The organism is Burkholderia sp. PR2, from assembly GCF_052372875.1.
GTDB classification, from domain to species: Bacteria; Pseudomonadota; Gammaproteobacteria; order Burkholderiales; family Burkholderiaceae; genus Burkholderia; species Burkholderia diffusa.
Window position 1 is genome coordinate 242,327 of record NZ_JBQRWH010000003.1, and the last position, 23,702, is coordinate 266,028.

Below are 23,702 nucleotides of genomic sequence, written 5' to 3' on the forward strand. Positions count from 1 at the left end.
GGCGAGATGGCGGTCCAACGATTGGCTGAATTGCGATCCGTACGCGTCACACCGCACTCGATGTATGTGCCATCTGCCGCATTGTGCGTTACACGATATGGTTGCGCTTTTGTGCGGTGGCGGTGAACCTGACGTCATGCGGACGTGACCGGGTGGCATGGCGAATCCAGTCGGCAATGACATGACACATGGTGACAGGTTCGCGCGTCCCGGCGATCCATGACGTTGTCCGGACGGTGGCCAACGTCCGGACCATGCAGTCGCGTCAAAAAATCATACATTTCCGAACCACAGCGCCAGAATTTGCACGAAATATTCGAATACCCCGGGTAGCGGGGCATCGGACGATCCGGTGAGTGAACGGCGGCAGGGCATCGCGAAACGTGTCCGGAAGACTGTTCTTCAGCGTACCGACTCGTCGAGCCGCCGCGATGCACGATGGCGTTCGTCACATTCCTCTGTCGGGAGTGGTTCATGAAATATCCGATCTATATCACGCGGCACGAGAATCCCCGGTATCGCGGCGCGCTTCCGGATTTTCCCGAAGTCGATGTGGAGGGTGAATCGTATGGCGAGTTGCAGGCGGCCGCTGCGCAACGGGTCATGGCCCGCTATGACCGGTCCGTGCGTCTCATTCCGCCACCGACCACGGACATGTCAGTATTGCAAGCGTCGGATGTCGATACCGGCGACGGGATCTGGCGGTTCTTCGACATCGACCTGACCCAAATGACGTCGAGTTCCGTGCGGATCGAGCTATGCTTGCCGAAGCGCATCGTGCACGACATCGATCGGACGGCGAACGCGCTGCACACCACTCGCGATGCGTTCGTGTCGATGGTGTGCGAGAACGCCGCCGACCGATCCGCGCAGCACGGCGCGGTGCGTGGCGAACCCGTCACGAAATCGCTGTCGGAAGTGGTTTGACGGCTCGAGCACGGTGGACGGAGGAGTCAGCCGTGATCCGGGACTCGCGGATCTGGATGGCGCCGGGTTCGGCACGCCTGGCGACACCCGCGTGTCGAGAGCGTGAAGCCTGGGCGGATGGTGCGGATTATTTGGAAGTAGGTGTCTTGAAGATTCACATCGTTCGTGTTTCGCGACACCGGACGTCGCCATTGAGCAATGCCGGGCCGATTCGTGAGGAGATCGTCGGCGAGGAGCGACTTGTGCAGCATGTCAAGGGCAGCCCGGGCTTCGACGACGAGCATGGGCCGGTTATGACGCAATCGCAGTGGGGATTGTCACTTCATCACTACTACAACCGGACACCGCACTGGGTCGCCGGATGAGACGATGTCGGGTTGGGATTTCGGCGCACCAGCAGTCGCACGGTGACGGAACGGAGCATGCGGAGTCGTTCGCGCCACGCTGCGATGCAGTGGCGGCTAGAGTCGCTTCAGATCGGGAAGCAGGCGATCGAATTCACGTTTGACCACGCCATAGCATTCGCACACGCGCTTTTCGAGCCCTGGCCGGTCCAGCACCTCGATATGGCCGTAGTTGTAGCGAATGAGGCCCGCGTCCTGCAGCTTTAATGCCGCTTCCGTCACGCCCGATCGGCGCACGCCCAGCATGTTGGCGATCAGCTCCTGCGTCATGCGCAGCTGGTTCGAAGGCAGGCGGTCGAGGCTGAGCAGCAGCCAGCGGCACAGTTGCTGATCGATCGAGTGATGCCGGTTGCATACCGCGGTTTGAGCCATCTGCGTGATTAGCGCCTGGGTATAGCGCAACAACAGGCGCTGCATCGCGTTGCCGCGCCGGAATTCCTCTTTCAGGATGCTCGCGTCGAGCCGGTAGGCATGCCCCGCGCTTTGCACGACGGCTCGACTCGGTGTCGTCTCGCCGCCCATGAACAGCGATACGCCGATCATGCCTTCATGCCCGACGATCGCGATTTCGGCGGACGAGCCGTCCTCCATCACATAAAGTAGGGAAACGATCGACGTAGTCGGAAAATAGACGTGATGAAGCTGGCCGCCCGACTCGTACAGCACTTTTCCCAACTGCATCTCGACGAGCGTCAGGTGTGGGGCGAGGGTTGCGCGCTCGTTTTCCGGCAGCGCGGCAAGCAGGTGATTTTCGGTAACGGGCGGGTTGTCCTGCATGCATGGCTCCTACGCTTGCGCTCGGCTGACGATGGAGAATCCGGCCGATGTGGGCGCAGCGGGAATCGGCGAGAGCGTCAACCATCATATCTTACCGATCCGACCGGACGGGAGGGTGGCGGCAATATGTCCCTTTTCCCCGATGAGTTCGGAATGACCGTTCGAATGCGAATCACCCTTCGAAAATTATAGTGCCGGCACATGTCTCATCAAGGTGTGCGCAATGACGCGCGCTCGATACGGAGCCGATATTTCACGGCGCTATTGACGGGAAATCGAGGTCGCCAGGCCGGTGCGGCGTCGACTGCGCAATGATGCGAACCAGTGACTCGCGTGCGTTCGGTATGTTGGCGGACAAGCGCCTAGCACGGGCACGCCGACGTGCGGATCAGGCGAGTTTAGTTCAGATCCGCCACCGTGCCGTCGGATCGACGCGTTGGCCGACTTGCTCGCCCGGCCGGCTTCGAGCGAGGCCCGTTCAGCAAAGGTCAGTGCCAATCTCGAACTCTGCCGTTGCCTCGGTTGTATGCCGCCTGTTTCGGCCAGGATCCCTTGTACCGAAGAATGGTTCCGATCAAACAACTGGGCGATCTGCTGCGGCGATTCGCCCTTGCGCCAGCGCTCCCACATTAACGCCTTCTGACCGTCTGTATAGTAGATCCGTCGATTCTGTTTCATTGCAACACTCCTCGCTGCTATGCAGCCTCAAGTGTGTTGCATCGACGTTGAATCTGCAGCCAACTGCAGACGTCGGCTCGCGCTCTTACTCGGACATTCGAACGTCGGCTTTGCACCGTACAACGTACCTCCGTACACGGTTCCGTACTAAGACCACAAACAGCAAAGAGCGCCCCGAAGTCTGCGCCTACTCAGCGGGACCAAGAATCACATCGATAGCGGCTTGGCCGGCGATCTCCGCGACCAAATACGCCCAACGACGAGAAAACGGCCCACCTCGCATCTTGATGCGTTCACCCAGCGCTGCTACGCCGGGAGTTTTGATTGGCCCTTTGATTCGAAACCAGACGTCGAACATGTCCTTTGATGTGGACTGCAAATCGATGTGAATCTCGAATCCGCGATATTCGATCGTTCGTTGCACGAAAACCTCCAGTTCCCGCAGCGTCACCACCCGAACATAGCTTCCGCTTGCCGATGTCATCCGGTGAGTTCAGTTCGTCGCGACGAGCGATGGAATCGGATTTCGATCCCGAGTCAAACGACATAGTGGACCATGTTGGACGATTCACCCGTAGCGCCCGCGTCGGCTATTTGGCTTGTTCGGCCGTGTTATGGATCGCCTGACCGCCCTTCGAAATGTCTTCGCCCGCACCCGCAACGGTGTTGCAGCCCGCGAAGAGTGCGGTACCAGCGATCAGAAACAGAGCGATGAGTCGCGTCATATTGTCCTCCTCCCACAGATGTTTGGCGGCGGAATACGGTAGCGAGCCGCAACATGCGCGGCCGTCGCGCACCTATCCGATCCGGCGCGGACATCCGTACGAGTCTTATTGTAGGGGAGAGTCCGCCAACTACGCGTCGAATCCGTGCTCGCTTCGCAATCCCGCCTGAACTGAGCCACGAATGTGTGCTTCATCTCGGACGCTGCCGTGAGATGGCGCTTGAACGAACGGCCGCAGTCGGTTTCAGCCTGTCGCGGACCGCCGGGACGGCCACCGACCGGGTTCGGCCATGAAGCGCCGTTCGCCTGCATGCACATTCGGACAGTCGAGCGACCGCTCCAGTCGGCAGACGGCCGTTCCGATGAGAATGATTCAGACTCCGTCATCTGCCAAAGCGCTCCTGAGCTGCACTCAGGGTGTTCAGAACCCGGTGAATTCTCAACCCGACGGATTGGCGCTGCGGCGACATGCTACGATCAACGCGATCCGACTTTCATCCCGACGCACAATGACGACAATGTATGAATTGCTCGGTGTGTGCGAGAACGCGACCAACGAGGAAATCAAGCGAGGCTACCGAAAGGCGGCGATGAAAGCGCATCCCGACCGCAACGTCGGGTGCGAAGCGGACGCGCATGCGCGATTTCAGGAGATCAAGGAGGCATACGCGATTCTCTCGGACCCGGAGCTGCGCCGCGTCTATGACACCGCTTACGCAGAGGAAATGCTCCGTCACGCACGGCTTCGCGAAGAAGAGGAGCGCTTGAACGCGGAGCGCGAAGCGGAATATGCGCGGTTCGTGGCATGGGCGATGCGCTTCGCCGAGCAAGGGCACAACCGCGACGTCGTGTTCGGTGTTCTGCTCGGCCGTGATTGCGATGTTCAACTCGCCGAGCGCATTGCCGGTAGCGTGGTCGAGTTGCATGCGTCGCGCCAGCCGGGCGCATCGTGGGACGGGGAGCGTGATGAGCAGATGCCGCAATGCGACGAGAGGGCGACACAGGCGGCATCGGCGCAGCCGTCAAAGAGCGACGCGCGAAGGAGTGGCGAACACGCGCATACGGACTTTTTCAGCGCTCTCTGGCACGGCGTGTTCGGGCTGCGCCGGTGAGCCTTGGTGTGTGACCAGTTCTGCGAACGCAGAACTCGAATGCGATCGGTGCCAACTTCGGGGGAGGTTTTTTGATCGACTGCTTCATGAATTGACGGCTAATTGGGCAGTATTCGGCCAGTTGCGGTCAGTCGACGGGGGCGCCTATATTGATGACAATCGATCAGGTCCACCTTGCACTCGACATCCCCTACCAAGTTGAACAACATCCAAGATGAAATCGCCCATAATAGTCAAGCCACTTGAACATCCCTTGGCTACATTCTCGTCGAACATCGATTCCGCGCGCGACGTCGCTGTGGCTGGACTACGCTGGCCAACTCCATATTGGTGTGATCTTGCGATCGGTTGGTTGGAACAAGGCTTGGCCGTTGACGACGAGATAGGCGACATACTGCAAGAAATTTCCCGGAACCGACGTTTTCCGCAGAGGCTGCGACATCGCGCGTTTGCGCTACACGTGCGATTCACGAGGAACAGGGAAGCTGGATAGTCGGTAGATCTGCAGTGGACCGATTTTTTTTGGGCGGAGGCGCGGAGGCCCCGTTCTGCGTTGGATGCAACGGAATGTCTAGGTCGACAGTCTGCCAGTTCAGGTCGTTCGACACGATTGCCTAGACCGCCGACAATCCGGGGAGGCAAGCGAACAACCCTGATCGACGCACGTGAAAACGCTACGTTCAACGGACACGAGCCACCTATGCTGATTTGGGTGCCAACACAGAAATCCCTTGATGGCCGCAGCGAAAGTAAAGGCACGACCGCGAAGGTCGAGATCGAGCGGAGTCTTTCTACTTATGCGGTACGAATCCACGGACGCATCATTTCCGACTTCGGATCACATATTTATGTCACTCGAAGAAGCATACGATGAATGTGATCGCGTCTACGGCATCGGTCGCGGATTGGCTTCAACGGTGACCGCGTAATTTCACCGTCGCGGGCAGTCATGGGACGCAGTACGGCCATGAAGCGTCGTTCACGCGCGCCGTCGGTTAGACATTCAGGCATCGGTTCCACTTCGTGAACCGCCCATTCATTTCGCGATCTGGTAGTGTTGCTCGTCGGCCTTTGCGGACTGTCGGATATCGTATCTAGCGGACAGAGTTTTACGCGTGCCGTGAGAATTTTGATTTGGCGCTCCAGCGCCACTAGAACAGGTTACGAGCTGGTGTGGTTGACGCACCATCAACATCGATCGCATATGACAATCGTTGACCTTCGCTAAGACAATGTGACGTTTCCCTGGGTTGAATTTTCAAAACCCGTGGGAACGTCAATGCAACAGCCACAACATTCTGATTTCAGCCAGAACCCGGTGACCGGGCACGGCACGCCTAACTCTTCAGCAGCATCATGATCAAAAGACCTACTGCACTCTACGTGATGATCCTCACATCGATCCTTCAATCGACCATGTCGCTCATCTCGCTCGCCTCGTTCACGCGTTTTTTCTGGCAGGAATCGGCCGCCATTGCTGCAACATATACACTTCAGCAGCGCGGCGCCTGGGCCGTCGCAGCGCTATGGTCAATTGCGTCCCTCGTCGCAGGTATAGGGATGCTTCGCCGGCGTCCGTGGGCACGCAAGCTCTACGCGGCTGGTGGTGTGACAGCACTCCTAGCATGGTTCGCGTTGCTCCCCTGGCCGCTCGTTATTGTCGCGCTGGGACCGATCGCAGCCACGATCGCGGTGCTCTATAGCAGCGCGGCAGACTTGCACTTGCAAGCCGCCCCAGCCGACGCCCCGACAGGACGGCGGACGGTAACTGCCCGGGTGCTCTTCGCATTGGCTAACGCGCTGCTGTATAGCACATATCTCGGCATGATTCTCCGCCACGGCTGGATGTACGCTCAGTTCGGTGAACACGCCCCGCTGTACCACTTCATAGTCTGGTTGGTCGTCCTTGTCGCAGCGACCCTTGTTTCGCCACCTGGCATACGTGCATGGCAATGCGGTGTGACCTTGATGGTGAGCGTTGTTTCTCTCACTGCGGCTCTAATTGGACTTCTCCCATACACGGTTGTGTTCTCCCACTATCTCGGCGCCACATTCAACCCGTTTGAAGTCCAGTGGGGTCCCGCTGGCGTTGGCGTTGGGGTGATTGCCGTGGTCGCTTGGTTGCTGCTTTTCATAGCGACGATTGGGCAAGGTCCGAAAAGGCCACTCCCTCCGCATGGCGACCTGCCGGATTTCGCCTGAACCGTGCTGTCACGACACAACGTACTGCCACACCCATCATGCGGCCGAATCCCCATGACCTATCGAACTGTCCTTCGCCTCGCAGGAATTTTCCTTGCCGGCAATCTTGCCGCCACGACCAGTCTCTCTCTCGCTGCCGACTCTGCGTCGAGCAATTCCTCGAGCGTAAGCACCGCAGAACTGGCCATCAACCAACAGCGGTACCGAGCAGCTGCGATGCTGTTGCAACCGCTTGAGCGCGGCGGCGATGCGCGCGCGCAGGCCGACCTCGGGATCCTCACATTGGCCGGTTTGGGCGTGCCGCGCAACGAGGCCGTCGCACGGGCGATGCTCGAGAAATCGGCTCGACAAGGTAATCCATACGGCGAACTTGCCCTGGCTGCGCTAGACATGTCAAGCAACCCTGGGGCCAACTCGACCGCGAAGGCCCTCGCAGTCAACCGCAAATACGCTGAGAAAGGCAACGCATACGCCGAGTACGGACTTGGTGTGCTCTATCTTAACGGTCAGGGTGTGGAGCAGGATCCTGTACAGGCCGCCGCATGGTTTCAGCGCTCCGCCGATCAAAACAACCCTTGTGCCCAGAGCGCGCTCGCGTACCTCTACGCTAACGGGATCGGCGTTCCACGTGACGGTACGCGCGCGGCTCGACTCTACGAAAGGGCCGCAGACCAAGGGTTCGCCATTGCACGCAATAACCTCGGCGATCTGTACGAAAATGGGCGCTACGTCCCGCTCGATTATAAGAAGGCACTCGACCTATACAGGCAGGCTGCCAGCCAGGGGGTGGGACAGGCAAACTCGAACCTTGGCCGAATGTATCTTTACGGACTAGGGGTGCCTGTTGACGAGAAGACCGCCCGAGATTGGTTGCTCAAAGGTATGCGCGCGGGAGACACGCATGCCTATGTCGAGCTCGGCAATCTTGCGTTCCGCGGAAAAAACGGCAAGCCTGACTACGAAAGCGCGCTTGGTTTGTACCGCAAGGCCGTCGCAATGAATGAACCAGCCGGCATGGCCGCGATGGGTTTCATGTACGAGTGGGGCTACGGGGTGCCGAAGGACTACAACGAAGCATTCCGATGGTACAAGCAAGGCGCGGAGGCCGGCAACGGACCGTCAGCGTCTGCGCTCGGGCGGTTCTACCTACTCGGGCGGGGCGTTTCCCAGAGCAATGCTGAAGGCATGCGCTGGCTGGAGCGCGCCGCTTACCAGGGCGAACACGATGCTCAGCGCAACGTCGGCTGGGCATATCAGTTCGGCATGTACGGCGTGAAGGTCGATTACAAGACGGCGCTTCGCTGGCTCATGCCAGCAGCAACGGCCGGGGACTCGGCAGCACAATACGATCTCGCCCTGGCTTGGTACTACGGTCAAGGTGTCCAGCTCGATCAGCGCCGTGCGCTTGCATGGAGCTGGCTTGCGGTGCGCAACAAATATCAACCGGCCCGAGAGCAATTTGCGGAGATATCGAGGTATGTGACCTACGATGAACAAGTTCAAGCCAAGCACGCAGCAGAACAGTGGCAAATCGGCCACGACATCGTACTCCCTAATAGGCCGCCTGGTTATATTGGGCTCTCCGCCTTCAATCTGAACGCACCTTTCTCTCCAGGTCACTAAGTGGCGGTCGCCTGTGGTCACTCGGGACCGCCACCTGAATCGTCGACAATCAACAGTGAAATCTTCGAATAACCGAGGACGCGCACATGCCGCCACCCATCCCGATTCAATACATCGACTATCTATCCGCACACGGGATTTTTGAAGGATTCACACGGGATGGATCTGAACCAGGGTACATAGTGCTTTGGCCGGTCAATGAAATCTCTCAAAACAACGTAGACATGGAGATCGCAACGCTCGCACCAGGGTACCTGGCATTTGCAACGAACGGTGGCGGAGAATTGTTGGTCTTTGACTCGACCGGAGCCGTGTTCATGCTACCCATGATCGGTATGGCATCAGAAGGCGCTATGCGAATCTCGGACAGCTTTCTAGATCTGGCTGCGCAATTCGAGACTTAACGAACGGTCAAAACGAAGGCCCTCACACACGGGGCGCGGCGGGCAAACGGAAGCGGTATTTGTTCGAACGAAAACCAGCGTTTGAAGTGCCAGCGATGGTCTGTACGGCGTCGCCAAACAGTACTCGCCATTTGACTATTGTTGACAGCATCATACTCGCTCTCGAGCTACTGTTACATTCCATATCTCACGGATAGGCATGATTTTCATATCCGTCGCCTGCACCTCGATTGACGGCGCTGCTAGTCGATCTGGCTCACTCCATAAATCGCACCGGAAGTTTATGCCGCTTCTAACCTTCGAAGGTCGAACGCTCTTCTAATCGAAGCGGACACACATGCACATTCGAACCAAATCATGGTCGTTGGCGATAGCAATCAGCGCTGCAACTGCGGTTATCGTGGCATCGCTGAATCTGGCGCTTGCGGTCCCGGGACTGCCACAGCCGCCTTGGTTGATTGAATGTCATGTAGCGTGTGCGTTCGTCGGCGCGCTTGCCGCCACTCGCTTCATTCAAGGGACTCCGTCCGCACTTCAGGGACCGACTTCCTCTACTACCACGGCACAAGGCGTTGTCATGGGTAACAGGACGGGCGTTGTAAATTTCGTTGTACCAGGAAATAGCAAATTCTTCTCGCCGACTCGCTGCGTCATGATCCTCAGCTTTGTGTTGTGTCTCATGGCGCAATTCATCCAAGTCGGCACGGTTGCTGACGGTGCAAAAGCTTCGCCCGCAGCTGACGGCGGGCAAATACGACGGTTAAGCACATGATGCCAATCGGTGCGCGACGCCAGGAATCATCGGCAACTATCGACGCTCCCAAAGCAACAACCGATGTACGCAGCAGATCGATTCGCCAGACATCTGCCGTCGCATCCCTCGCCCTTGGTGTCGTGTCAATCTGCATAGGGCTCTACAGCCTGGTTCAAGCTCTCGATGTGCTGGATATTCCGATGGCATTCAAGGTGTGGTTCTCGCGTGCAGCAGTTTCTTTGGTGATTGGCTGGATTCTCCTGCACATCGGTGGCAAGCACATTGAAGCCCTTTAGCAGTGAAGCATCTTGATCCGGAGACCGGCGCAACGCAGTCAGGCCGTGGTCGTGCACGAGCATGGATCAAGGATGCCAAGAATCGCGATCGCTTTCCGATTCAGGGGTATGACAGCGCAACTTGCCGGCTCACCGCAATGAATTCGGGATCGTCGAGCAACTGATGCAGAAGACTCTGAAAATGGAATTCGGAGTAGCGCGATGACGGAAGTGTTCGTAGACACGACTAAAATTACGGACTGGCCTTCATTCCATCGGGTCTTCTCACAGATCTTTGGTTTTCCCTCGTTCTATGGCAACAACATGGACGCGTTGGTTGACTGTTTGAGTTACCTCGATGAGCCCGAGGCCGCGATGACGAGCTTGCATGTCAGGCCGGGAGAGACGTTGGCGATACAGCTTGGCGCCGTCATCAGTTTCAGGAGGCGCTGTCCAGACCTATTCGAGGCTTTGCAAGACGCGTGCGCTTTCGTGAACTGGCGTCGTACGCGCGAGCATGGAGCCGCTTTGGTCGCACTGTCGTACTACGATTGATTCGAAGGTCAACCACAGGCGCACTGCGGCCAGAAGCAGACGGTCGACACCTCAGTGCGGATCGCTGACAATCGAACACTGGCGTGTTTGCATTCTTGGCCGGATTCAGACCGAACGGAGACAGTTCGATATCCAGCAAGTCACGAGGCAAATAGCCTCATCGAAGCTGATTCAGACTGTCCGCGAACAACGAACCCATGAGAGGTGGCCGCCTTGACAACGCAGTTCAATCGGTTGCTCGAGCAAATCGCTTCACTGCAACGCCAGTTGAATGACAAGCGCTTTCTCGAGCTTCGTCTGTATCGGCGCGACGCGACGATCTATCAGTTGTCCAGTGCGGTCAATCACACGATTGCTTGCTGGTTTAGCGAGAATTATCGACCGATCAGCTTCCTTATCGACCGCGGCAGAAGCTTCATGCACGAGTTCCCGGCCGGGAGACCCGAAGCTGCGGAGTATTACGCGCTTGCGGAAGAGTTCTTCAAGGTCGTGCTATCCGCACTTGAGGATATCCCGGACGCGGAAGCTTGCGATGACTGAAAATTATCGACTCAGACTCACGTTCGAATGGGGGCGGTTGTATTTGGGCGGGAGACGACACTACTCGCAGCGCATACGGGGTTGGTCCGATTGAGGACTCGATGCCGCTAGCTGATGAAACGCGCAGAAAGTTTGCGGAAATGACGGCGTGGCATGACCTATCGCTCAACGGGGAATACCCTCTAGACCCGGGACCATGGGACGCGCCTGAATACGAGCGCTTTGAAGTGAGCGCGGCCACGCTTCAGAGAAGTACCACTGTCCCTTGTGGGTCGGGCGCTGCCCCTTACATCGGGCGGGATTCGGCTATCAGCGGACGGTCGATACTTGCGCTTAGATCGGCGACAATCCGTAGCAACGGATGTGTACGTGAAGTCACCAACCGCTCGACCATAAAATGTCACACGAGTATCTCGTCATTTTTCAGTACCACGAGCCTGGACCGCTAGAGCTGTTCGAGCGCGGAGCGATCGAAGTCTACGAGTCGACGACTGGAGTTTTCATCAAAGCAGAGGCGGCAGAAGCTGCTTTGACTTGGTGCGAGGTAATCGCACAACATATTCTCCGGCGTTGCAACGGCGACATGTCATTGGATTGGAAGCGTCTGGGATATGCGTGTTGGATTGAGCCACATCCCGAAAGATCACCTTGGGGCCATTGTTTGGGCTTCTTTCAACACATTCAGGTTGGTGAAATGCCCAACGTCGACGCGATGGGTACCACTGGGTACGTCACTTGGCAGGACGGTCAACGCAGTTAGGCCATCTGAGGTGGAACGCGCGCTCAATTGCCGCGCGCTACCCAACAGGCCGCCGCTAGATGGAAGCCTCCCACTCGCGGAACCGCTCAAACACCCGAAATCCAACGTAGTCGCGTTTTCGCTTGTATAGCCAGCGGTAGTAGCAATCCCAATAACTGATCATGCGATCATGTGTCCGTTCCAGGAAGACCGGGTTGTCACGGAAGAACGCCCCGTAAACTTGCGGGTCAATCGACGACATGAACCGCGCCGGGAATCGTGGAGGCCGGTTGGTTTAAGTTAATGCAGGCAAGTCAGCGGCATTTCTGAGTTGCCTGTAGTAGTTTGCCTCAGCCTCAGCGGGCGGGATATAGCCGAGCGGTTCCATCAACCGATGATGGTTGTACCAGGCCACCCATTGCAGCGTTGCCAGTTCGACGGATTCCCTCGTTTTCCAAGGGGCGCGCCGATGAATCAGTTCCGTTTTGTACAGACCGTTGATCGTTTCAGCCAGCGCGTTATCGTAGCTGTCGCCACGGCTGCCGACGGACGGCTCGATACCCGCCTCGGCCAAACGTTCGCTGTACCGAATTCCGACATATTGCGCCCCTCTATCGGAGTGATGTATCAATGTCCCGTCGTCACCCGGTTGGCGAGCGTACAGCGCCTGTTCAAGTGCATCCAGAACAAAGTCCGTGGTCATCGACGAACTGACGCGCCAGCCAACGATGCGACGGGCGAACACGTCGATGACGAACGCCACGTAAAGCCAGCCCCGCCATGTCGAGACGTAGGTGAAATCCGACACCCAAAGCTGATTCGGTCGCTCAGCCTTGAACTGCCGGTTGACCCGATCCAGCGGGCACGGCGCGCTCGAATCGGGAGTCGTCGTGCGAACTCGCTTGCCGCGAACTGCGCCTCGCAAGCCCTGCAGCTTCATCAACCGCCCGACCGTGCAGCGTGCGACCAAGATGCCCTCCCGGTTCATCTGCTTCCAGACCTTCGGCACGCCATAGACCTGCATGTTGGCCTGCCAGATACGCTTGATCTCCGGCTGCAGAAGCTCATCGCGTTTGGCGCGGGCGCAGCGTTTGGACGGATCGCGAAGCTGCGCAGCATGGCGTCGGTAGCCCGACGGGGCAATCCGCAAGACCTTGCAGATCGGCCCGACCCCGAAGGTGTCGCGATGCTGATCAATGAGGGCCTTCAGGACTTGAAACGGCGGTCGAGCTCCGCCTGGGCGAAAAACGCGCTCGCCAGCTTGAGAATCTCGTTGGTCCGGCGCAGTTCCTTGACCTCGCGTTCCAGGGCCTTGATGCGTTCACGCTCGGCCGTGCTCACGCCATCGCGCTCCCCGCGGTCGACCTCGTCGCGTTTGACCCAATCCAGCAGCGTCTGCGGCGTACAGCCGATCATCGGCGCAATCGATTCGACTGCTGCCCACATCGACGGGTGTTCGCTACGCTGTTCGCGTACCAGACGCACTGCGCGCCCCCGCACTTCCGGGGAAAATTTGCTTGCCTTCTTGTTCATGACTCGATTCTCTCAAGAATACGAGCCTCCACAAAATCCGGTGCGGTTCACTCGCCAACATGAACCTCCCGGCCGCGCTAGCGAGTGCGACTTACGACGCCGATAACCGACTGACCAACTGGTCCGGAACTACGCTGACCTATGACGCAAACGGCAGCCTCACCGGCGATGGAAGCCTCACGTACGGGTGGGATTCGCGTGGCCGGCTCGCCTCGTTGGCGGGGACGGCGACTGCAAGCTTTACCTACGATGCGATGGGGCGACGATCCGCCAAGACAGTGAACGGCACGGCGACCAATTTCCTCTACGACGGACCGAACGCGGTGCAGGAATTGGCGGGTGCTACGCCCACTGCGAATTTGCTGACCGGGGTCCGCATCGACGAAATCTATAGCCGGACGGATGGCCTCGGCGCTCGGAGCTTCATCACAGATGCGTTGGGTAGCACGGTCGCGCTCACGGATACGAGCGGAGCGCTCAAGACGAGTTACGCTTACGACCCGTATGGAAAGTCGTCGGCGGCGGGCGAAATTAGCAGTAACAGCGCTCAATACACCGGACGGGAGAACGACGGCACAGGCCTTTTCTACTACCGGGCGAGGTATTATCAACCCGTTTTCGGACGCTTCTTGAGCGAAGACCCGATCGGCTTGAATGGAGGCGCGAACTTGTACGCCTATGTGGATGGGGACCCGATAAGCTACATCGACCCGCGTGGATTACAGGCTTGGCGGCCGGGAATGGTGCCGCCATCGAACGTCCCAGGTGGACCATGGACCCCTGCAGGAGCCGGTCAGCGGCCCGGGACATTTTTTGGTCCGAAGCCGCCATCGGGTGGCCGGGAAATATGTCAATATGTTCCAGACAAAGCCAATGGTGGGCCTCCTAATGCTGAGAATGGGTATTGGAAAACGAATACCCCTGGCGAAAGGGGCTGGTATCGTTATGACCTTAACGGCAATCCTATCACGGAGGATGAAGCGCATCCCAAACCGAATTCGGAGCCGAGCTCACCGTCGATCCCGCAATTGACACCTTGGGGTATCGCCGTATTCCTCGGGACGTACAGCTCTCCGGCGTATTGAACTTGTCCAGTGAAATTTTTTTGCCACCAATATGACAAATGAACCCGATAGCGACGAACTCACCCCAGAGGAACAATTCGCCAATTCCTACCTATATTTTATAAAGGCGATAGAGACTCTCGCGGCAGACGCAGATAAACAATGTGCAATAATGGGAAATTACAACGTGGCGTGGGAAATTAAAGATAACGTCTCGGCAGGGATGTTTTTGTTGGATATTCCAGGCCCGCTTACCGAGCCCGAAAGGGATGGCATTGCACGGATAGTAGCTGCACTCGATCAAATTCCGGCTTCAGTGTTGGAAGGAGCCACCAACGCAGCGGAAAATAGGCGTGTGATGAATGATACATGTTGGGCTCCGTTGCGTAGGCGTGCAGCTGAACTATTGGTTTTGCTTAGCAGCGCAACCAGGCGCAACGAAGCGTATTTGAAAAAATAATAATTCAGGCGCAGGCACTTGAAGGTGCTGGTCACGGACCGCTGCTTCTGGACGGTGACCAGCTGATGATATTTATAAGCCCGCGCGGCGTGCTCGGATCTTGCTCGCGCATTGTTGGCAGGCACTAGAGTTGCGTCCGAAGGCAGCAAGGAATTATCATGCACCCTTTATATGAACTGCTTAATCGCCTCGAAGACAGAAAAATTTATTACTCTCTTTCACGGCATCGGTCCGACACAGTTTTGGTCAGCATAACGCTTCCAGGTCTGCGGATCGAAGTTGACGTGTTTGCTGATGGAAACATGGATGTTTGTCGTTTTTCTGGAACGGAGGAAGTCGAGGGGTTTTCAGATCTTATTTACGAAATCATCAGCAAGGCAGACATTTGATTTTTTGTTATAACTCATTCTGACCGTTGGGTAGAAAACAGGTCCCCGCATACCTCCAGTCGATACTGACACCCAACGGAAGCAAATCCGGCGCCCAGCTCGAGAACGAGGTGCCTAATATGCTGCGTAAGCGAGCGCTCGATATCGCTCCTGGGCATTTTCGGTCAAGCCGAGGAAGTCGAAAATATAGGGCCGTGAGCGCGCCTCGTGCGGAGATTGGACTGCGGAGGTGGCAGTTGGGTTAGGCTGCCGTTTTGATCTGCATGGTCAATGCGCTTCGAGCGACTTTTCCGCATACCGAAGGCGCTGGCGTGTCGTCGAGATAGGCGAGCAGTGTCGCAACGTGCGACGACCAGGATATTCACAATTTATCTCGGCGCAGCCGGCGGCATGCGCGTCGGGACAACATCTCTATTAAGGAACTGTCCCCATGTCTGTCATGTCTGTCGTAGCCATTTCAAGATGTCGTGGCGCCAGCTAAATAGAAATGTCGTGTTTTCAGGGGTTCAGGATTTGTTTCTCATGGGGGCTGCAGATCACGCCGTGTCGAAGAGCGGATCCTGAACGGGCAGGGTGCTTACGCTTGCGTCATTGCCCCTTGCAGACCGACGGCTAGGTTTGCGCGCGGGCTGTTGCGGCTGTCTGCGTTCGGCGAGATCCACGATCACTTTCTCGACATCGGCCTGCGTGAACTCACGCTGCTTCTTTTTGTTCGGCTGAGTGGTGTTGCGATTCGTCTTGGTCGAGTCGCCTCGATGTGTGCGGGACGGTGCCTTACCGATCCTGCTGTTATCGCGTTGCGCCTGGATCGCCTGCGCAACCAGGAGTACGTGACTCAGACGCTTGTGTTCGATAACGGCGGCTTGATCAATCTCGGCCAGCGTCGGGCCAAAGTCCGCGTAGCGCTCGCGAATGATCGTCAGCGCTCGTCGAGCCAGTTCCTCGTCCAATCGCCGGTTCCCCGGACGACCACGCTTGCGCGACGTTAGTCCAGCCGCGCCAGATTCCCGGTACCGAATCACCAGCCGTTCGATCTGCCGGACCGTTAGGCCCAGTCGTTCGGCCGCGCGGCCAGGCCTCAGGCCCAAATCCACTACAGCCTGGATTACCTTCAGACGATCGAGTTCTCGCATGTTCAATGTCACCAGTGCTGTTCGGTGCATCGCCGGCTCCATGATCTGACGGGGAGCTGGCAAGCTTACCGAGGTCCAAACGCGACATTTCTAAATGGCTAGAACACGACATTTCTAAAAAGCTACTACAACCAAAAACGTTGATCATGTTAATTATGTTAAATTGCACTCCTAAGCAATTAAAGCGCCGCTTGCAACGTTGGACGATGCCGCAACTCCATCGCTTGGTAGGGTATCCCACTGCATCTACAGGCCGATGCTAACTCGCTCACTGGATTCCAGTGTCAAAGGACAGTCATGCGCCGAGCTTCAAATTGCAGCTTGCTACCGTCCGCAAACACGCAAATGTCTATGCACACGTGCGGCGCTTCTATCGACACTGCGAGGTCACAAGCGGTGTCATAAGCTCTGGACACGTCAACGTCCATGCTGACGCACTCCGCGGTCGTGTATTGCGGGCGGTCGATCATCTTTCTTCTGTTTTCCGGGGCCGTTACGCAACAGGGGCCGAATCCAAGCGGGCACGCTTCGCGGCAAGCTCCAGTTCCTGCTGCGTCAGCTGCGTACGATGCAGATATCGCCCCGGGACAGCAGCAACAGCGGACAGCGAAGGCGTTTCATTATTGCGACCTTGTTCGCGACCGAATGCGCCAATCAAGCCGACGGTTTCACCAGTTTCTTTCAGCCCCCATGCCGCCAGCGGCCATACGACAGGCTCCTGATGGCCCTCGTGAACAAAAAACCAGTCGGTTGCGGGAATAATTGTCTTGTACATTCTCTTCGTTCACCCTTCGGCTACCGGCCGGTGCGGAGCGCTCGCGCGCCATTGTTTTCCTATCCGTTTAGCGTGCAACCCATCGCTTCAATGGTTGTGCGCTCCGCTTCGTTTATGTCTTCCTCCGCCCCCACGTTCCGCAGCAAGGTCAATGTGATCCGATCGCCTTTCAGAACGGCCATAGCCAGCGCCCGATGGACCATTCGGAAGCCGCCCGGGTTACCTTTTCGATACGGTAAGCTGGCCAGCAGCCGTCGAACATTACGCACGTAGTGATTGCGCGGTCTCCGGCTTCCGCGCACGGCCTTACCGACGTATCGGCCCCGCAGCTCTGCCGTTTGTGCATCGTGTATCTCCCACATGTAGAGCAGCGGCCGTGTCCCGTCCGTACCGTTCGCGTCCAAGTGGAATTCCATCTCGCGCCCTGTTTTCCTCTGTCTTCGAGGCCGTCGTCAGCTATGGTTCTGGCAAACGGGACACGTCCACTGGCCGAAGTGCGCGTGTATGCCGACAGAGCGAGGCAGGCGAATTTTTTTGCCCGATGTTTCGTAGCAACGGGCGCAGTAAGGACCCTCTCCGCCGAACTTGTATCCGCCAGACATCATCTCCGGCTCTTCGCGCGATCGCGACTCGAGTTTCGATGCTAGTTCGGTGTTCTTTTGAGTCAGCGCGGCAATCTGCTCCTTCAGCCCGGCGGCTTCGACCTTGGCGTCAGCGAGTTCGCTTTGCAGATCGGCAAGTAGCATCTTAATTTCCGCATCCTTGACCTTCTCGTTGAGCGTGCGCAACTGCTTGGCTATTTCTAACGCCACCTGAAGCGACGACACAATATCTGCCATAACATCCCCCGAATTTTTGGTGGTCTGAACTTTCGAAAGCGTTGGCGCCGTTTTCCTGTCTATGCTGCTGAGAGCTTTTCGCCAAAGAGGTCAAGGCTGTTCAGGCACTTCTCGACCACCGCATCAGTCGACCCCTCATCCGCAAGCGTCACCACGGTCACGTAGCTCGAGCTGGGGTCAGCTTGAATCTGCGGTGCTTCAATCGAAGCATCCCGGTCCAAGAATAGCTCCAAGGCACTTGGGAACCGAGCAAGTGCTTCCGCCACTTCCTGATCAGACTTCTCGCTTCGAAAGGGATTGGCGTGTGACGGTCCGTTGTACTGGTAGTAGGCGCGGTACGTGAATCGGTTCATGGGTTTTCCTTTCTATCTCTACCTGGCTGACGGTGCCTGCTGTCGATAAATCCACGGATACTGCCGTTGTAACTGCTCTTGATACTCGGGCTCGTCTTTGGCCCAAGTCTCCGCATCTTGCTCATTAATGAACAAGGTCGTCGTCCCGTCGCCCCATTCCTTCGTATGGCCACCCTGGCGGTAGCCGTCGTAGTCGTTGTAGAGACACGTAAGCAAATGGTTCGCATCAGCCCTCGGAAAGTGCTTGGCGACAACAGCAAGATATCTCTGTTCAGCTTGGCGCAATGGGATCGGGTGAGGAGACTTTGCGAGGTAGAAGCGGGCAAGAGCCTTTTCGACTTCCACGAGTTCCTTTTCCGCGTGATCGCTGACGCCAGGCTCGGTCCGATTGGCCCTGCGCGTCCAGACCAAAATTCCCAAAACCGCCAACACGACAATCACAATGTATGTCACCGCGCCCCCTTACGCCCGATGTTGTCCCTGTTTTTCTATTCGTGGTCGCGCAGCTGCTCGAGCGAATCACCGAGCCCATCCTCGGCATCGGCGTGCAGCGCGGCCGTTGCGCCGTCGAGATCGATTTCCGATGGCATCTTGCGCGACTCCACCGAGTCGCGCAGTACGTTGATCGCGAGACGAAGTGCGTCGGCGACGGTTACGTCAGCCATGATCGTTTTCCGAGAGTTACGCGGGCAGCTTCGACGGCACCGCCGACATGCCGTAGATCGTCTTGCCGATTGTGAAGTGATGTCCGTTGCGCGCGAGAACGGCGCCCTCTACGGCTTCCGTGGCGGCGATGGACGCAGCGAGTCCATCGCGCAGCTTCACCGCGTCAGCCAGCGTCAGTTCGATGGCTATGCCATCGAGCGTTATCACGACCGGATGCTGGACGATGCCCCCGGCAACCGTCCGTGCCTTAACTCCACCTTCAAATGTCTGTTCGTTGTACATGTTGATTTTCCTTGGATTCAGCGCTTGTCGCGAACGCTCTCATGGTTTTGCCGTAATGCATACTGCGTCGCGACCGTCCGCGTCTACACCCAACCTCACAGCAGCACTCGCTGGCACGGCGCCAGCGCCGACCACGTAAAGCACCTGGCTCGCGGTTTTCGGCTGCTCGGCCTGTCTAACTGCGCTCACTGGAGGGCCCAGCATGTCCGTGAGCCTCCATACGACGAAGCAAACGCCGCCTAAAACGAACAGCTTGAACTGCCATCGACTCGCCCGCGTGCTGCGTCGCGCCGCATCATGAAGCAGGCTTTCAAGAGCCGCATAGTCATACGACGAGCCTCTCGCAAGAGTCAGTTGAGTGTGGTTGTACTTCAGACTATGTTCATTGTGTTGAACCGCCCAACACCCGAAACAGAAGCTTGCGGCCCATGCGATCAACGCTACCGCTACGAGGGAGAGCGCCCATTGAACAGCCGGATGACCGGCAACTTTCTCTGTCGCGTAGCCAATGCAAGCCCCAGCAGCCGTGAGGAGAAAGTACGTATATTTTTTCCGGCTCGCTTGGACTAGCTGATGCAGTTCATTCGCGGGGTTGCTCATTTCTTCCCTTTGTTTTCCGATCCATGGCTCAGTGAGTGAGCTTGGTAATTTCCGTGAGAAGCCACGGCATGGCTCCGGCGAGCGATCCCCCAGCAGCATTCTCAAGGACACTGCGAATACTTTTCAGCGCTTCTTTAATGATCGCCGACCGTGGCTTCGGGGACTTTCCCTGGACCTCAACGGTCACAATATCGGCTTCGATCTCTTGTCTCGCGTCGTCAGACAGCCCCAGCGTATCAAGTTGTTTGCGCAGCTCGGAGATGAAACTTGCGATCGCGGTTTCCTCTCCCCCCTGATGCTGAGCAAAGGCTTGGCTCGAATGGTTCGTACCCTGCTGCACTTGCGAATTGCTCATGCCGTGGATCACCGTCTGATTCTCGACGTTATACGTTACGGTGACCTCATTCGCCTTCGCTTTCTCCTCGCTGCTAAAAGTCATGTTTTCCCCTAATACACCGGCCTTTTCGAGGCGAAGCGCCCAATCGAGAATAAGGTTCCTGACACGCTCAACAATACCCGCGATTTGCACCCGCGACACTTCTCTGGCTGGGCGCATCGCGACTTCCATGTTCTGCATCAGCCTCCTTTCCAGATCGGGGCTGAAGTTGCTGTAGAAGCTTTGCGACTTTCCACAAAGCAATGTTTCGAGCTCGACGATCGATTGGCTCATGTCCGATCGCGCAAGTTGTTCGTGCATCTTCGCATCCGCCGTGAACAGGGGCTGCCAACCGTGATACGGGTTCCACACCTTCAGCGCGGCTTGTAACTTTCGGTATTTCGGAACGTCATCGTCGTGATCCGCGTAACCGTTCAGTTCAAGAATCACCCACGCTTCAAACTCAGTGACGTCCAACTTACGGGCGACGATGAGGGCCGTTCGGAGGAGATCCGAAACCGTTGAGCTACTGTTCAACACCTTACTCTGAAGTTCAAAAACGAGTGATTTCACGTTCCTCCCCGACGGTGACGATCGGAATTTTTACGGTTTTCCTACAGTTCGTGGTTCGCGAGCCACATCAGCGCGCCATCGCGCTCGCTGCCCGCGATGGTCGTCCACATGCGGCCTCGTTCGTCGATCGCTATGAGGCTGGCCCAATTTCCGTCCCAGTCTTAGCTGGAAAATTCCGGCTCTTCGGGGCGGGCCGAACCGGCCCGATCGATGCACTGGCGGGCGAATTCCGCCGGTGTCATCCACTGCAGCGCAGAGTGAGGACGCGCCTCGTTATAGTACTCGCGCCAGACCTCGATTTTGCGTCTGGCGTCTTCAAGCGACAAGAACCAATGTGCATTGAGGCATTCCTCTCGAAAGCGTCCGTTGAAGGATTCATTCTTCGCGTTGTCGGTCGGCTTGCCAGGACGCGAGAAGTCAATCTCCACGCCGTTCTCGTACGCCCATTTGTCGAGCGTCTTCGAAATGAACTCGCTGCCATTGTCTGCCTTGATATAGCGTGGAAGCGGACGATGCTGCGCAAGCCGGGTCAGCGCGGCGACAACGTGTTCGCCACGCAATGAGCCGTCGACTTCAATCGCCAAGCATTCCCGCGTGTAGTTGTCCACGATCGTGAGCGTGCGCAAGCGTCGACCATCAAACAGCGCATCAGCGACGAAATCCATACTCCAGATTTCGTTGATTGCACTTACTGACTGCTTCGGCTGGCGGCGGCGAGCCGACTTGTTCCGTCGAGGTCGCTTGTGGCGCAACGAAAGACCCAGTTCGCGATACACGCGTTCTACTCTCTTGTGGTTGTCTCTCCAGCCTTCCCGGCGAAGCATCACATACACGCGGGGCGCACCGTAATGCACCCGCACTTCCGTGATCTCCTTGATGCGCATTTCCAGTGCGCTTTGATCCCGCGCGACCGACTCGTAACGGTAGACCGTGCGGGACAATTGCAACAACGCGCACGTCTGCCGCTGGCTTGCGCCGAAACGCTGCATCAAGTCCGTGACAAGCTCACGGCGCCGAGAAGGCTTCAGAGCTTTTTTGACAGCACGTCCTGCAGCATGGCCTTGTCCAGCGACAAATCTGCTACGAGCCGCTTGAGCTTCGCGTTCTCTTCTTCAAGCTGCTTCAGCCGGCGCAGCTCCGATGGCGACAGCCCGCCGTACTTCGTGCGCCAGTTAATGGTATGGACTGCTCCGGCAGGCGTATCGTAACTGCTGACGTTACCGTTCATAGGAGTATCGTCATGGAAATCATTCGGTTCCTTGCCATCGATCTTGCAAAGAATGTCTTCCAACTGCACGGCGTGGATGCCGCAGGCACGCTTGTGCTGAGACGTCGCGTCGGCCGCGCCCAACTGACTGAACTGGTTCTTCGACTTGCACCATGCACTATCGGGATGGAAGCCTGCTCAAGCGCCCATCATTGGGCACGGCAGTTTCAGCAGCAAGGCCACACGGTAAAACTCATCAGCCCGCAATTCGTGAAACCTTTCGTGAAGGGCAACAAGACTGACGGCAACGATGCTGAGGCGATCTGCGAGGCATTGCAGCGACCATCAATGCGGTTCGTGCCAATCAAGTCCCTCGAGCAACAAGATGTTCAAAGTCTTCACCGCGCTCGTAGTCGGCTCGTGAGCAATCGGACCGGGCTGGTGAGCCAGATGCGCGGCATTCTCGCAGAGCGAGGCATCGTATTCGCGCAATCTATCACGCGTGCGCGCCGGGAGATTCCGGCCATCGTCGCTGACACCACGAACGCCCTAACGCCACTCGCGCGCGAGATACTGGCCGATCTGATGGACCAGTTGCGCGAACTGGACAAGCGCATCACCGGATTCGACAGGCGTATCGATGCAGTGTTCAAGGCCAGCAAGACCTGCCAGCGCATTGCGCAGATTGAAGGAGTTGGTCCCAAAACGGCGACCGCCATCGTTGCTGCCGTATCCGATCCAAAGGACTTTAAGAACGGCCGTCACTTTGCTGCCTGGCTCGGCCTCGTTCCCCGTCAGAGCTCAAGCGGGGATCGAACACATCTCCTCGGCATCAGCAAGCGAGGCGACCGACATCTACGGACCTTGCTCATACACGGTGCACGCGCAGTACTCCGAACCGCTCCAACCAAACACGACAGAAAGCACGCCTGGGCTCTTGCGTTGCAGGCCCGGCGAGGCGCAAATCGAGCCATCGTGGCGATCGCGAACAAGATGGCCCGTGTCATCTGGTCGATGCTTGCAACCGGCCAGTCGTATCAGAAAGCAGTGTAGCAATGTCACCAACGATGCGTTGACGAATTGACGAATGGCACTCCGGTCGATCCGGCGAGCAGGGAACCTGATTTTTATAACGGCCCCCGAGGTCTTCCAGTTGTTGAGGCCTGCACGCGCGGAATTCCAGTTGGGCGCTGGGCTCTGCCCTGACGCCGGATATATGTACGCAATCGACTTCCGTGTCCGTCAACTTCCGTTTGCTATTGGGAGCAGTCCATATATGTAAAACGTCGCGTCGCTGATCCCCATCTTGCGGCAGACCTCCGCGACCGGCGTGCCCAACTCGGCCTGCTTCAACGCGTATGCGATCTGCTCTTCGGTGAACTTGCTCTTCTTCACGGCATGACCTCCAAGTCTCGATGACATCGTCATGCCGGAATTTTCCACTTCCAAGTGGGACAGTTTTGTGGGCTAGGGTCAGTGCTACCCGCGATTTATGCAGGCGCGCGGATAACGCGCTGTTCAACCGCCTCACCCACAAAAATGCGGACAGGTTCTGCTCGACCGATTTGACCGTGACGAAACGCATTGCAGGCCGGCTGGCGGCCTCGACAATTGCCTCGGCATCGTTGCGGTCGTTCTTGTTCGTCTTGACGAACGGCGCGACGTATTGCGGGCTGATCAGCCGGACTTCAATGCCGAGCGACTGGAAACGCCGCGCCCAGTGGTGAGCGGTAGGTCC

General features: G+C 57.4%; 26 protein-coding genes, 4 pseudogenes and 1 other annotated feature. Of the genes and pseudogenes, 13 read left to right on the forward strand and 17 right to left on the reverse strand.

Translation table 11 applies throughout. The annotated features are described in order from the left end of the window. Window positions 1-474 precede the first annotated feature (474 nt). Window positions 475-927 carry a type II toxin-antitoxin system HicB family antitoxin gene (locus ACT2FV_RS16780; protein WP_444504438.1) on the forward strand — a complete coding sequence of 151 codons (453 nt, stop codon included), beginning with the start codon at window positions 475-477 and terminating at the stop codon, window positions 925-927. 146 nt (window positions 928-1,073) lie between these two features. Then, window positions 1,074-1,292, forward strand: a complete 219-nt coding sequence (locus ACT2FV_RS16785; protein WP_444504439.1) for a hypothetical protein — start codon at window positions 1,074-1,076, stop codon at window positions 1,290-1,292. Window positions 1,293-1,388: 96 nt separating this feature from the next. Here the strand turns inward: ACT2FV_RS16785 and ACT2FV_RS16790 are convergent, their stop codons facing one another. From ACT2FV_RS16790 to ACT2FV_RS16805, 4 genes and pseudogenes are all read right to left on the reverse strand, one after another. Beyond that, window positions 1,389-2,108, reverse strand: a complete 720-nt coding sequence (locus ACT2FV_RS16790) for a Crp/Fnr family transcriptional regulator (RefSeq protein ID WP_444504440.1) — start codon at window positions 2,106-2,108, stop codon at window positions 1,389-1,391. A gap of 411 nt (window positions 2,109-2,519) precedes the next feature. Continuing rightward, window positions 2,520-2,786: pseudogene (locus ACT2FV_RS16795) on the reverse strand (IS30 family transposase); the annotation flags it as partial. 187 nt (window positions 2,787-2,973) lie between these two features. After that, entirely contained in the window at window positions 2,974-3,210 is a 237-nt protein-coding gene (locus tag ACT2FV_RS16800; RefSeq protein ID WP_444504441.1) for a hypothetical protein, read from the reverse strand. Between the two features lie 166 nt (window positions 3,211-3,376). Further along, on the reverse strand, window positions 3,377-3,511 hold the full coding sequence (locus ACT2FV_RS16805; RefSeq protein ID WP_444504442.1) for an entericidin A/B family lipoprotein: 135 nt from the start codon (window positions 3,509-3,511) through the stop codon (window positions 3,377-3,379). A gap of 508 nt (window positions 3,512-4,019) precedes the next feature. On the opposite strand from ACT2FV_RS16805, the gene ACT2FV_RS16810 reads away from it, so the two are divergent. From ACT2FV_RS16810 to ACT2FV_RS16840, 7 genes are all read left to right on the forward strand, one after another. Continuing rightward, a complete protein-coding gene (locus ACT2FV_RS16810; protein ID WP_444504505.1) occupies window positions 4,020-4,622 on the forward strand; it encodes a J domain-containing protein in 603 nt (200 codons plus the stop codon). A gap of 1,356 nt (window positions 4,623-5,978) precedes the next feature. Then, on the forward strand, window positions 5,979-6,824 hold the full coding sequence (locus tag ACT2FV_RS16815) for a hypothetical protein (protein ID WP_444504443.1): 846 nt from the start codon (window positions 5,979-5,981) through the stop codon (window positions 6,822-6,824). A 54-nt stretch (window positions 6,825-6,878) separates the two neighbouring features. After that, a complete protein-coding gene (locus ACT2FV_RS16820) occupies window positions 6,879-8,447 on the forward strand; it encodes a tetratricopeptide repeat protein (RefSeq protein ID WP_444504444.1) in 1,569 nt (522 codons plus the stop codon). 86 nt (window positions 8,448-8,533) lie between these two features. Further along, window positions 8,534-8,851, forward strand: coding sequence for an SMI1/KNR4 family protein (locus tag ACT2FV_RS16825; protein ID WP_444504445.1), 318 nt, complete (start codon window positions 8,534-8,536; stop codon window positions 8,849-8,851). Window positions 8,852-9,619: 768 nt separating this feature from the next. After that, a complete protein-coding gene (locus ACT2FV_RS16830) occupies window positions 9,620-9,901 on the forward strand; it encodes a hypothetical protein (RefSeq protein ID WP_444504446.1) in 282 nt (93 codons plus the stop codon). Window positions 9,902-10,102: 201 nt separating this feature from the next. Next, window positions 10,103-10,435, forward strand: a complete 333-nt coding sequence (locus tag ACT2FV_RS16835) for a barstar family protein (RefSeq protein WP_444504447.1) — start codon at window positions 10,103-10,105, stop codon at window positions 10,433-10,435. 213 nt (window positions 10,436-10,648) lie between these two features. Beyond that, a complete protein-coding gene (locus ACT2FV_RS16840; protein WP_444504448.1) occupies window positions 10,649-10,975 on the forward strand; it encodes a hypothetical protein in 327 nt (108 codons plus the stop codon). Window positions 10,976-12,009: 1,034 nt separating this feature from the next. On the opposite strand, the gene ACT2FV_RS16845 is transcribed toward ACT2FV_RS16840, so the two are convergent. After that, a protein-coding gene (locus ACT2FV_RS16845; RefSeq protein ID WP_444504435.1) for an IS3 family transposase occupies window positions 12,010-13,247 on the reverse strand; the annotation gives its coding sequence in 2 pieces (ribosomal slippage) (window positions 12,010-12,956 and window positions 12,956-13,247; 1,239 coding nt in all). Next, window positions 12,850-12,966: a sequence feature (AL1L pseudoknot), on the reverse strand. It overlaps the preceding gene by 117 nt. Before the next feature lie 59 nt (window positions 13,248-13,306). On the opposite strand from ACT2FV_RS16845, the gene ACT2FV_RS16850 reads away from it, so the two are divergent. The 3 genes from ACT2FV_RS16850 to ACT2FV_RS16860 all read left to right on the forward strand — a co-directional run bounded on the left by ACT2FV_RS16850 (window position 13,307) and on the right by ACT2FV_RS16860 (window position 15,160). Beyond that, window positions 13,307-14,332 carry an RHS repeat-associated core domain-containing protein gene (locus tag ACT2FV_RS16850; protein WP_444504449.1) on the forward strand — a complete coding sequence of 342 codons (1,026 nt, stop codon included), beginning with the start codon at window positions 13,307-13,309 and terminating at the stop codon, window positions 14,330-14,332. A 31-nt stretch (window positions 14,333-14,363) separates the two neighbouring features. Further along, on the forward strand, window positions 14,364-14,771 hold the full coding sequence (locus tag ACT2FV_RS16855; RefSeq protein ID WP_444504450.1) for a hypothetical protein: 408 nt from the start codon (window positions 14,364-14,366) through the stop codon (window positions 14,769-14,771). A gap of 158 nt (window positions 14,772-14,929) precedes the next feature. Next, window positions 14,930-15,160, forward strand: coding sequence for a hypothetical protein (locus tag ACT2FV_RS16860; RefSeq protein WP_444504451.1), 231 nt, complete (start codon window positions 14,930-14,932; stop codon window positions 15,158-15,160). A gap of 14 nt (window positions 15,161-15,174) precedes the next feature. Here the strand turns inward: ACT2FV_RS16860 and ACT2FV_RS16865 are convergent, their stop codons facing one another. The 10 genes and pseudogenes from ACT2FV_RS16865 to ACT2FV_RS16910 all read right to left on the reverse strand — a co-directional run. Next, window positions 15,175-15,318: a PDDEXK nuclease domain-containing protein gene (locus tag ACT2FV_RS16865; RefSeq protein WP_444504452.1), complete on the reverse strand. Its 144-nt coding sequence runs from the start codon at window positions 15,316-15,318 to the stop codon at window positions 15,175-15,177. Between the two features lie 378 nt (window positions 15,319-15,696). After that, the gene (locus ACT2FV_RS16870; protein WP_444504453.1) at window positions 15,697-16,323 is read right to left on the reverse strand and encodes a helix-turn-helix domain-containing protein; all 627 of its coding nucleotides are present in this window, start codon (window positions 16,321-16,323) and stop codon (window positions 15,697-15,699) included. 463 nt (window positions 16,324-16,786) lie between these two features. After that, complete coding sequence (locus ACT2FV_RS16875; RefSeq protein ID WP_444504454.1) at window positions 16,787-17,068, reverse strand: hypothetical protein; 282 nt, start codon at window positions 17,066-17,068, stop codon at window positions 16,787-16,789. A 452-nt stretch (window positions 17,069-17,520) separates the two neighbouring features. Beyond that, complete coding sequence (locus ACT2FV_RS16880) at window positions 17,521-17,907, reverse strand: hypothetical protein (RefSeq protein ID WP_217092525.1); 387 nt, start codon at window positions 17,905-17,907, stop codon at window positions 17,521-17,523. A 59-nt stretch (window positions 17,908-17,966) separates the two neighbouring features. Further along, on the reverse strand, window positions 17,967-18,260 hold the full coding sequence (locus tag ACT2FV_RS16885) for a hypothetical protein (protein WP_444504455.1): 294 nt from the start codon (window positions 18,258-18,260) through the stop codon (window positions 17,967-17,969). 18 nt (window positions 18,261-18,278) lie between these two features. Continuing rightward, entirely contained in the window at window positions 18,279-18,713 is a 435-nt protein-coding gene (locus ACT2FV_RS16890) for a hypothetical protein (protein ID WP_444504456.1), read from the reverse strand. A 35-nt stretch (window positions 18,714-18,748) separates the two neighbouring features. Beyond that, the gene (locus ACT2FV_RS16895; protein WP_444504457.1) at window positions 18,749-18,925 is read right to left on the reverse strand and encodes a hypothetical protein; all 177 of its coding nucleotides are present in this window, start codon (window positions 18,923-18,925) and stop codon (window positions 18,749-18,751) included. A 16-nt stretch (window positions 18,926-18,941) separates the two neighbouring features. Next, window positions 18,942-19,208, reverse strand: a complete 267-nt coding sequence (locus tag ACT2FV_RS16900; RefSeq protein WP_444504458.1) for a hypothetical protein — start codon at window positions 19,206-19,208, stop codon at window positions 18,942-18,944. Window positions 19,209-19,836: 628 nt separating this feature from the next. Next, window positions 19,837-20,757, reverse strand: a complete 921-nt coding sequence (locus ACT2FV_RS16905; protein ID WP_444504459.1) for an AbiTii domain-containing protein — start codon at window positions 20,755-20,757, stop codon at window positions 19,837-19,839. A 161-nt stretch (window positions 20,758-20,918) separates the two neighbouring features. Further along, window positions 20,919-21,931 (reverse strand): annotated as a pseudogene (locus ACT2FV_RS16910) (IS3-like element ISBcen15 family transposase); the annotation flags it as partial. A 66-nt stretch (window positions 21,932-21,997) separates the two neighbouring features. Here ACT2FV_RS16910 and ACT2FV_RS16915 point away from each other — a divergent pair. Further along, entirely contained in the window at window positions 21,998-23,017 is a 1,020-nt protein-coding gene (locus ACT2FV_RS16915; RefSeq protein WP_124906457.1) for an IS110 family transposase, read from the forward strand. A 225-nt stretch (window positions 23,018-23,242) separates the two neighbouring features. Here the strand turns inward: ACT2FV_RS16915 and ACT2FV_RS16920 are convergent. Continuing rightward, a pseudogene (locus ACT2FV_RS16920) lies at window positions 23,243-23,359 on the reverse strand (IS3 family transposase); the annotation flags it as partial. Between the two features lie 157 nt (window positions 23,360-23,516). Next, a pseudogene (locus ACT2FV_RS16925) lies at window positions 23,517-23,696 on the reverse strand (IS110 family transposase); the annotation flags it as partial. Window positions 23,697-23,702: the final 6 nt, after the last annotated feature.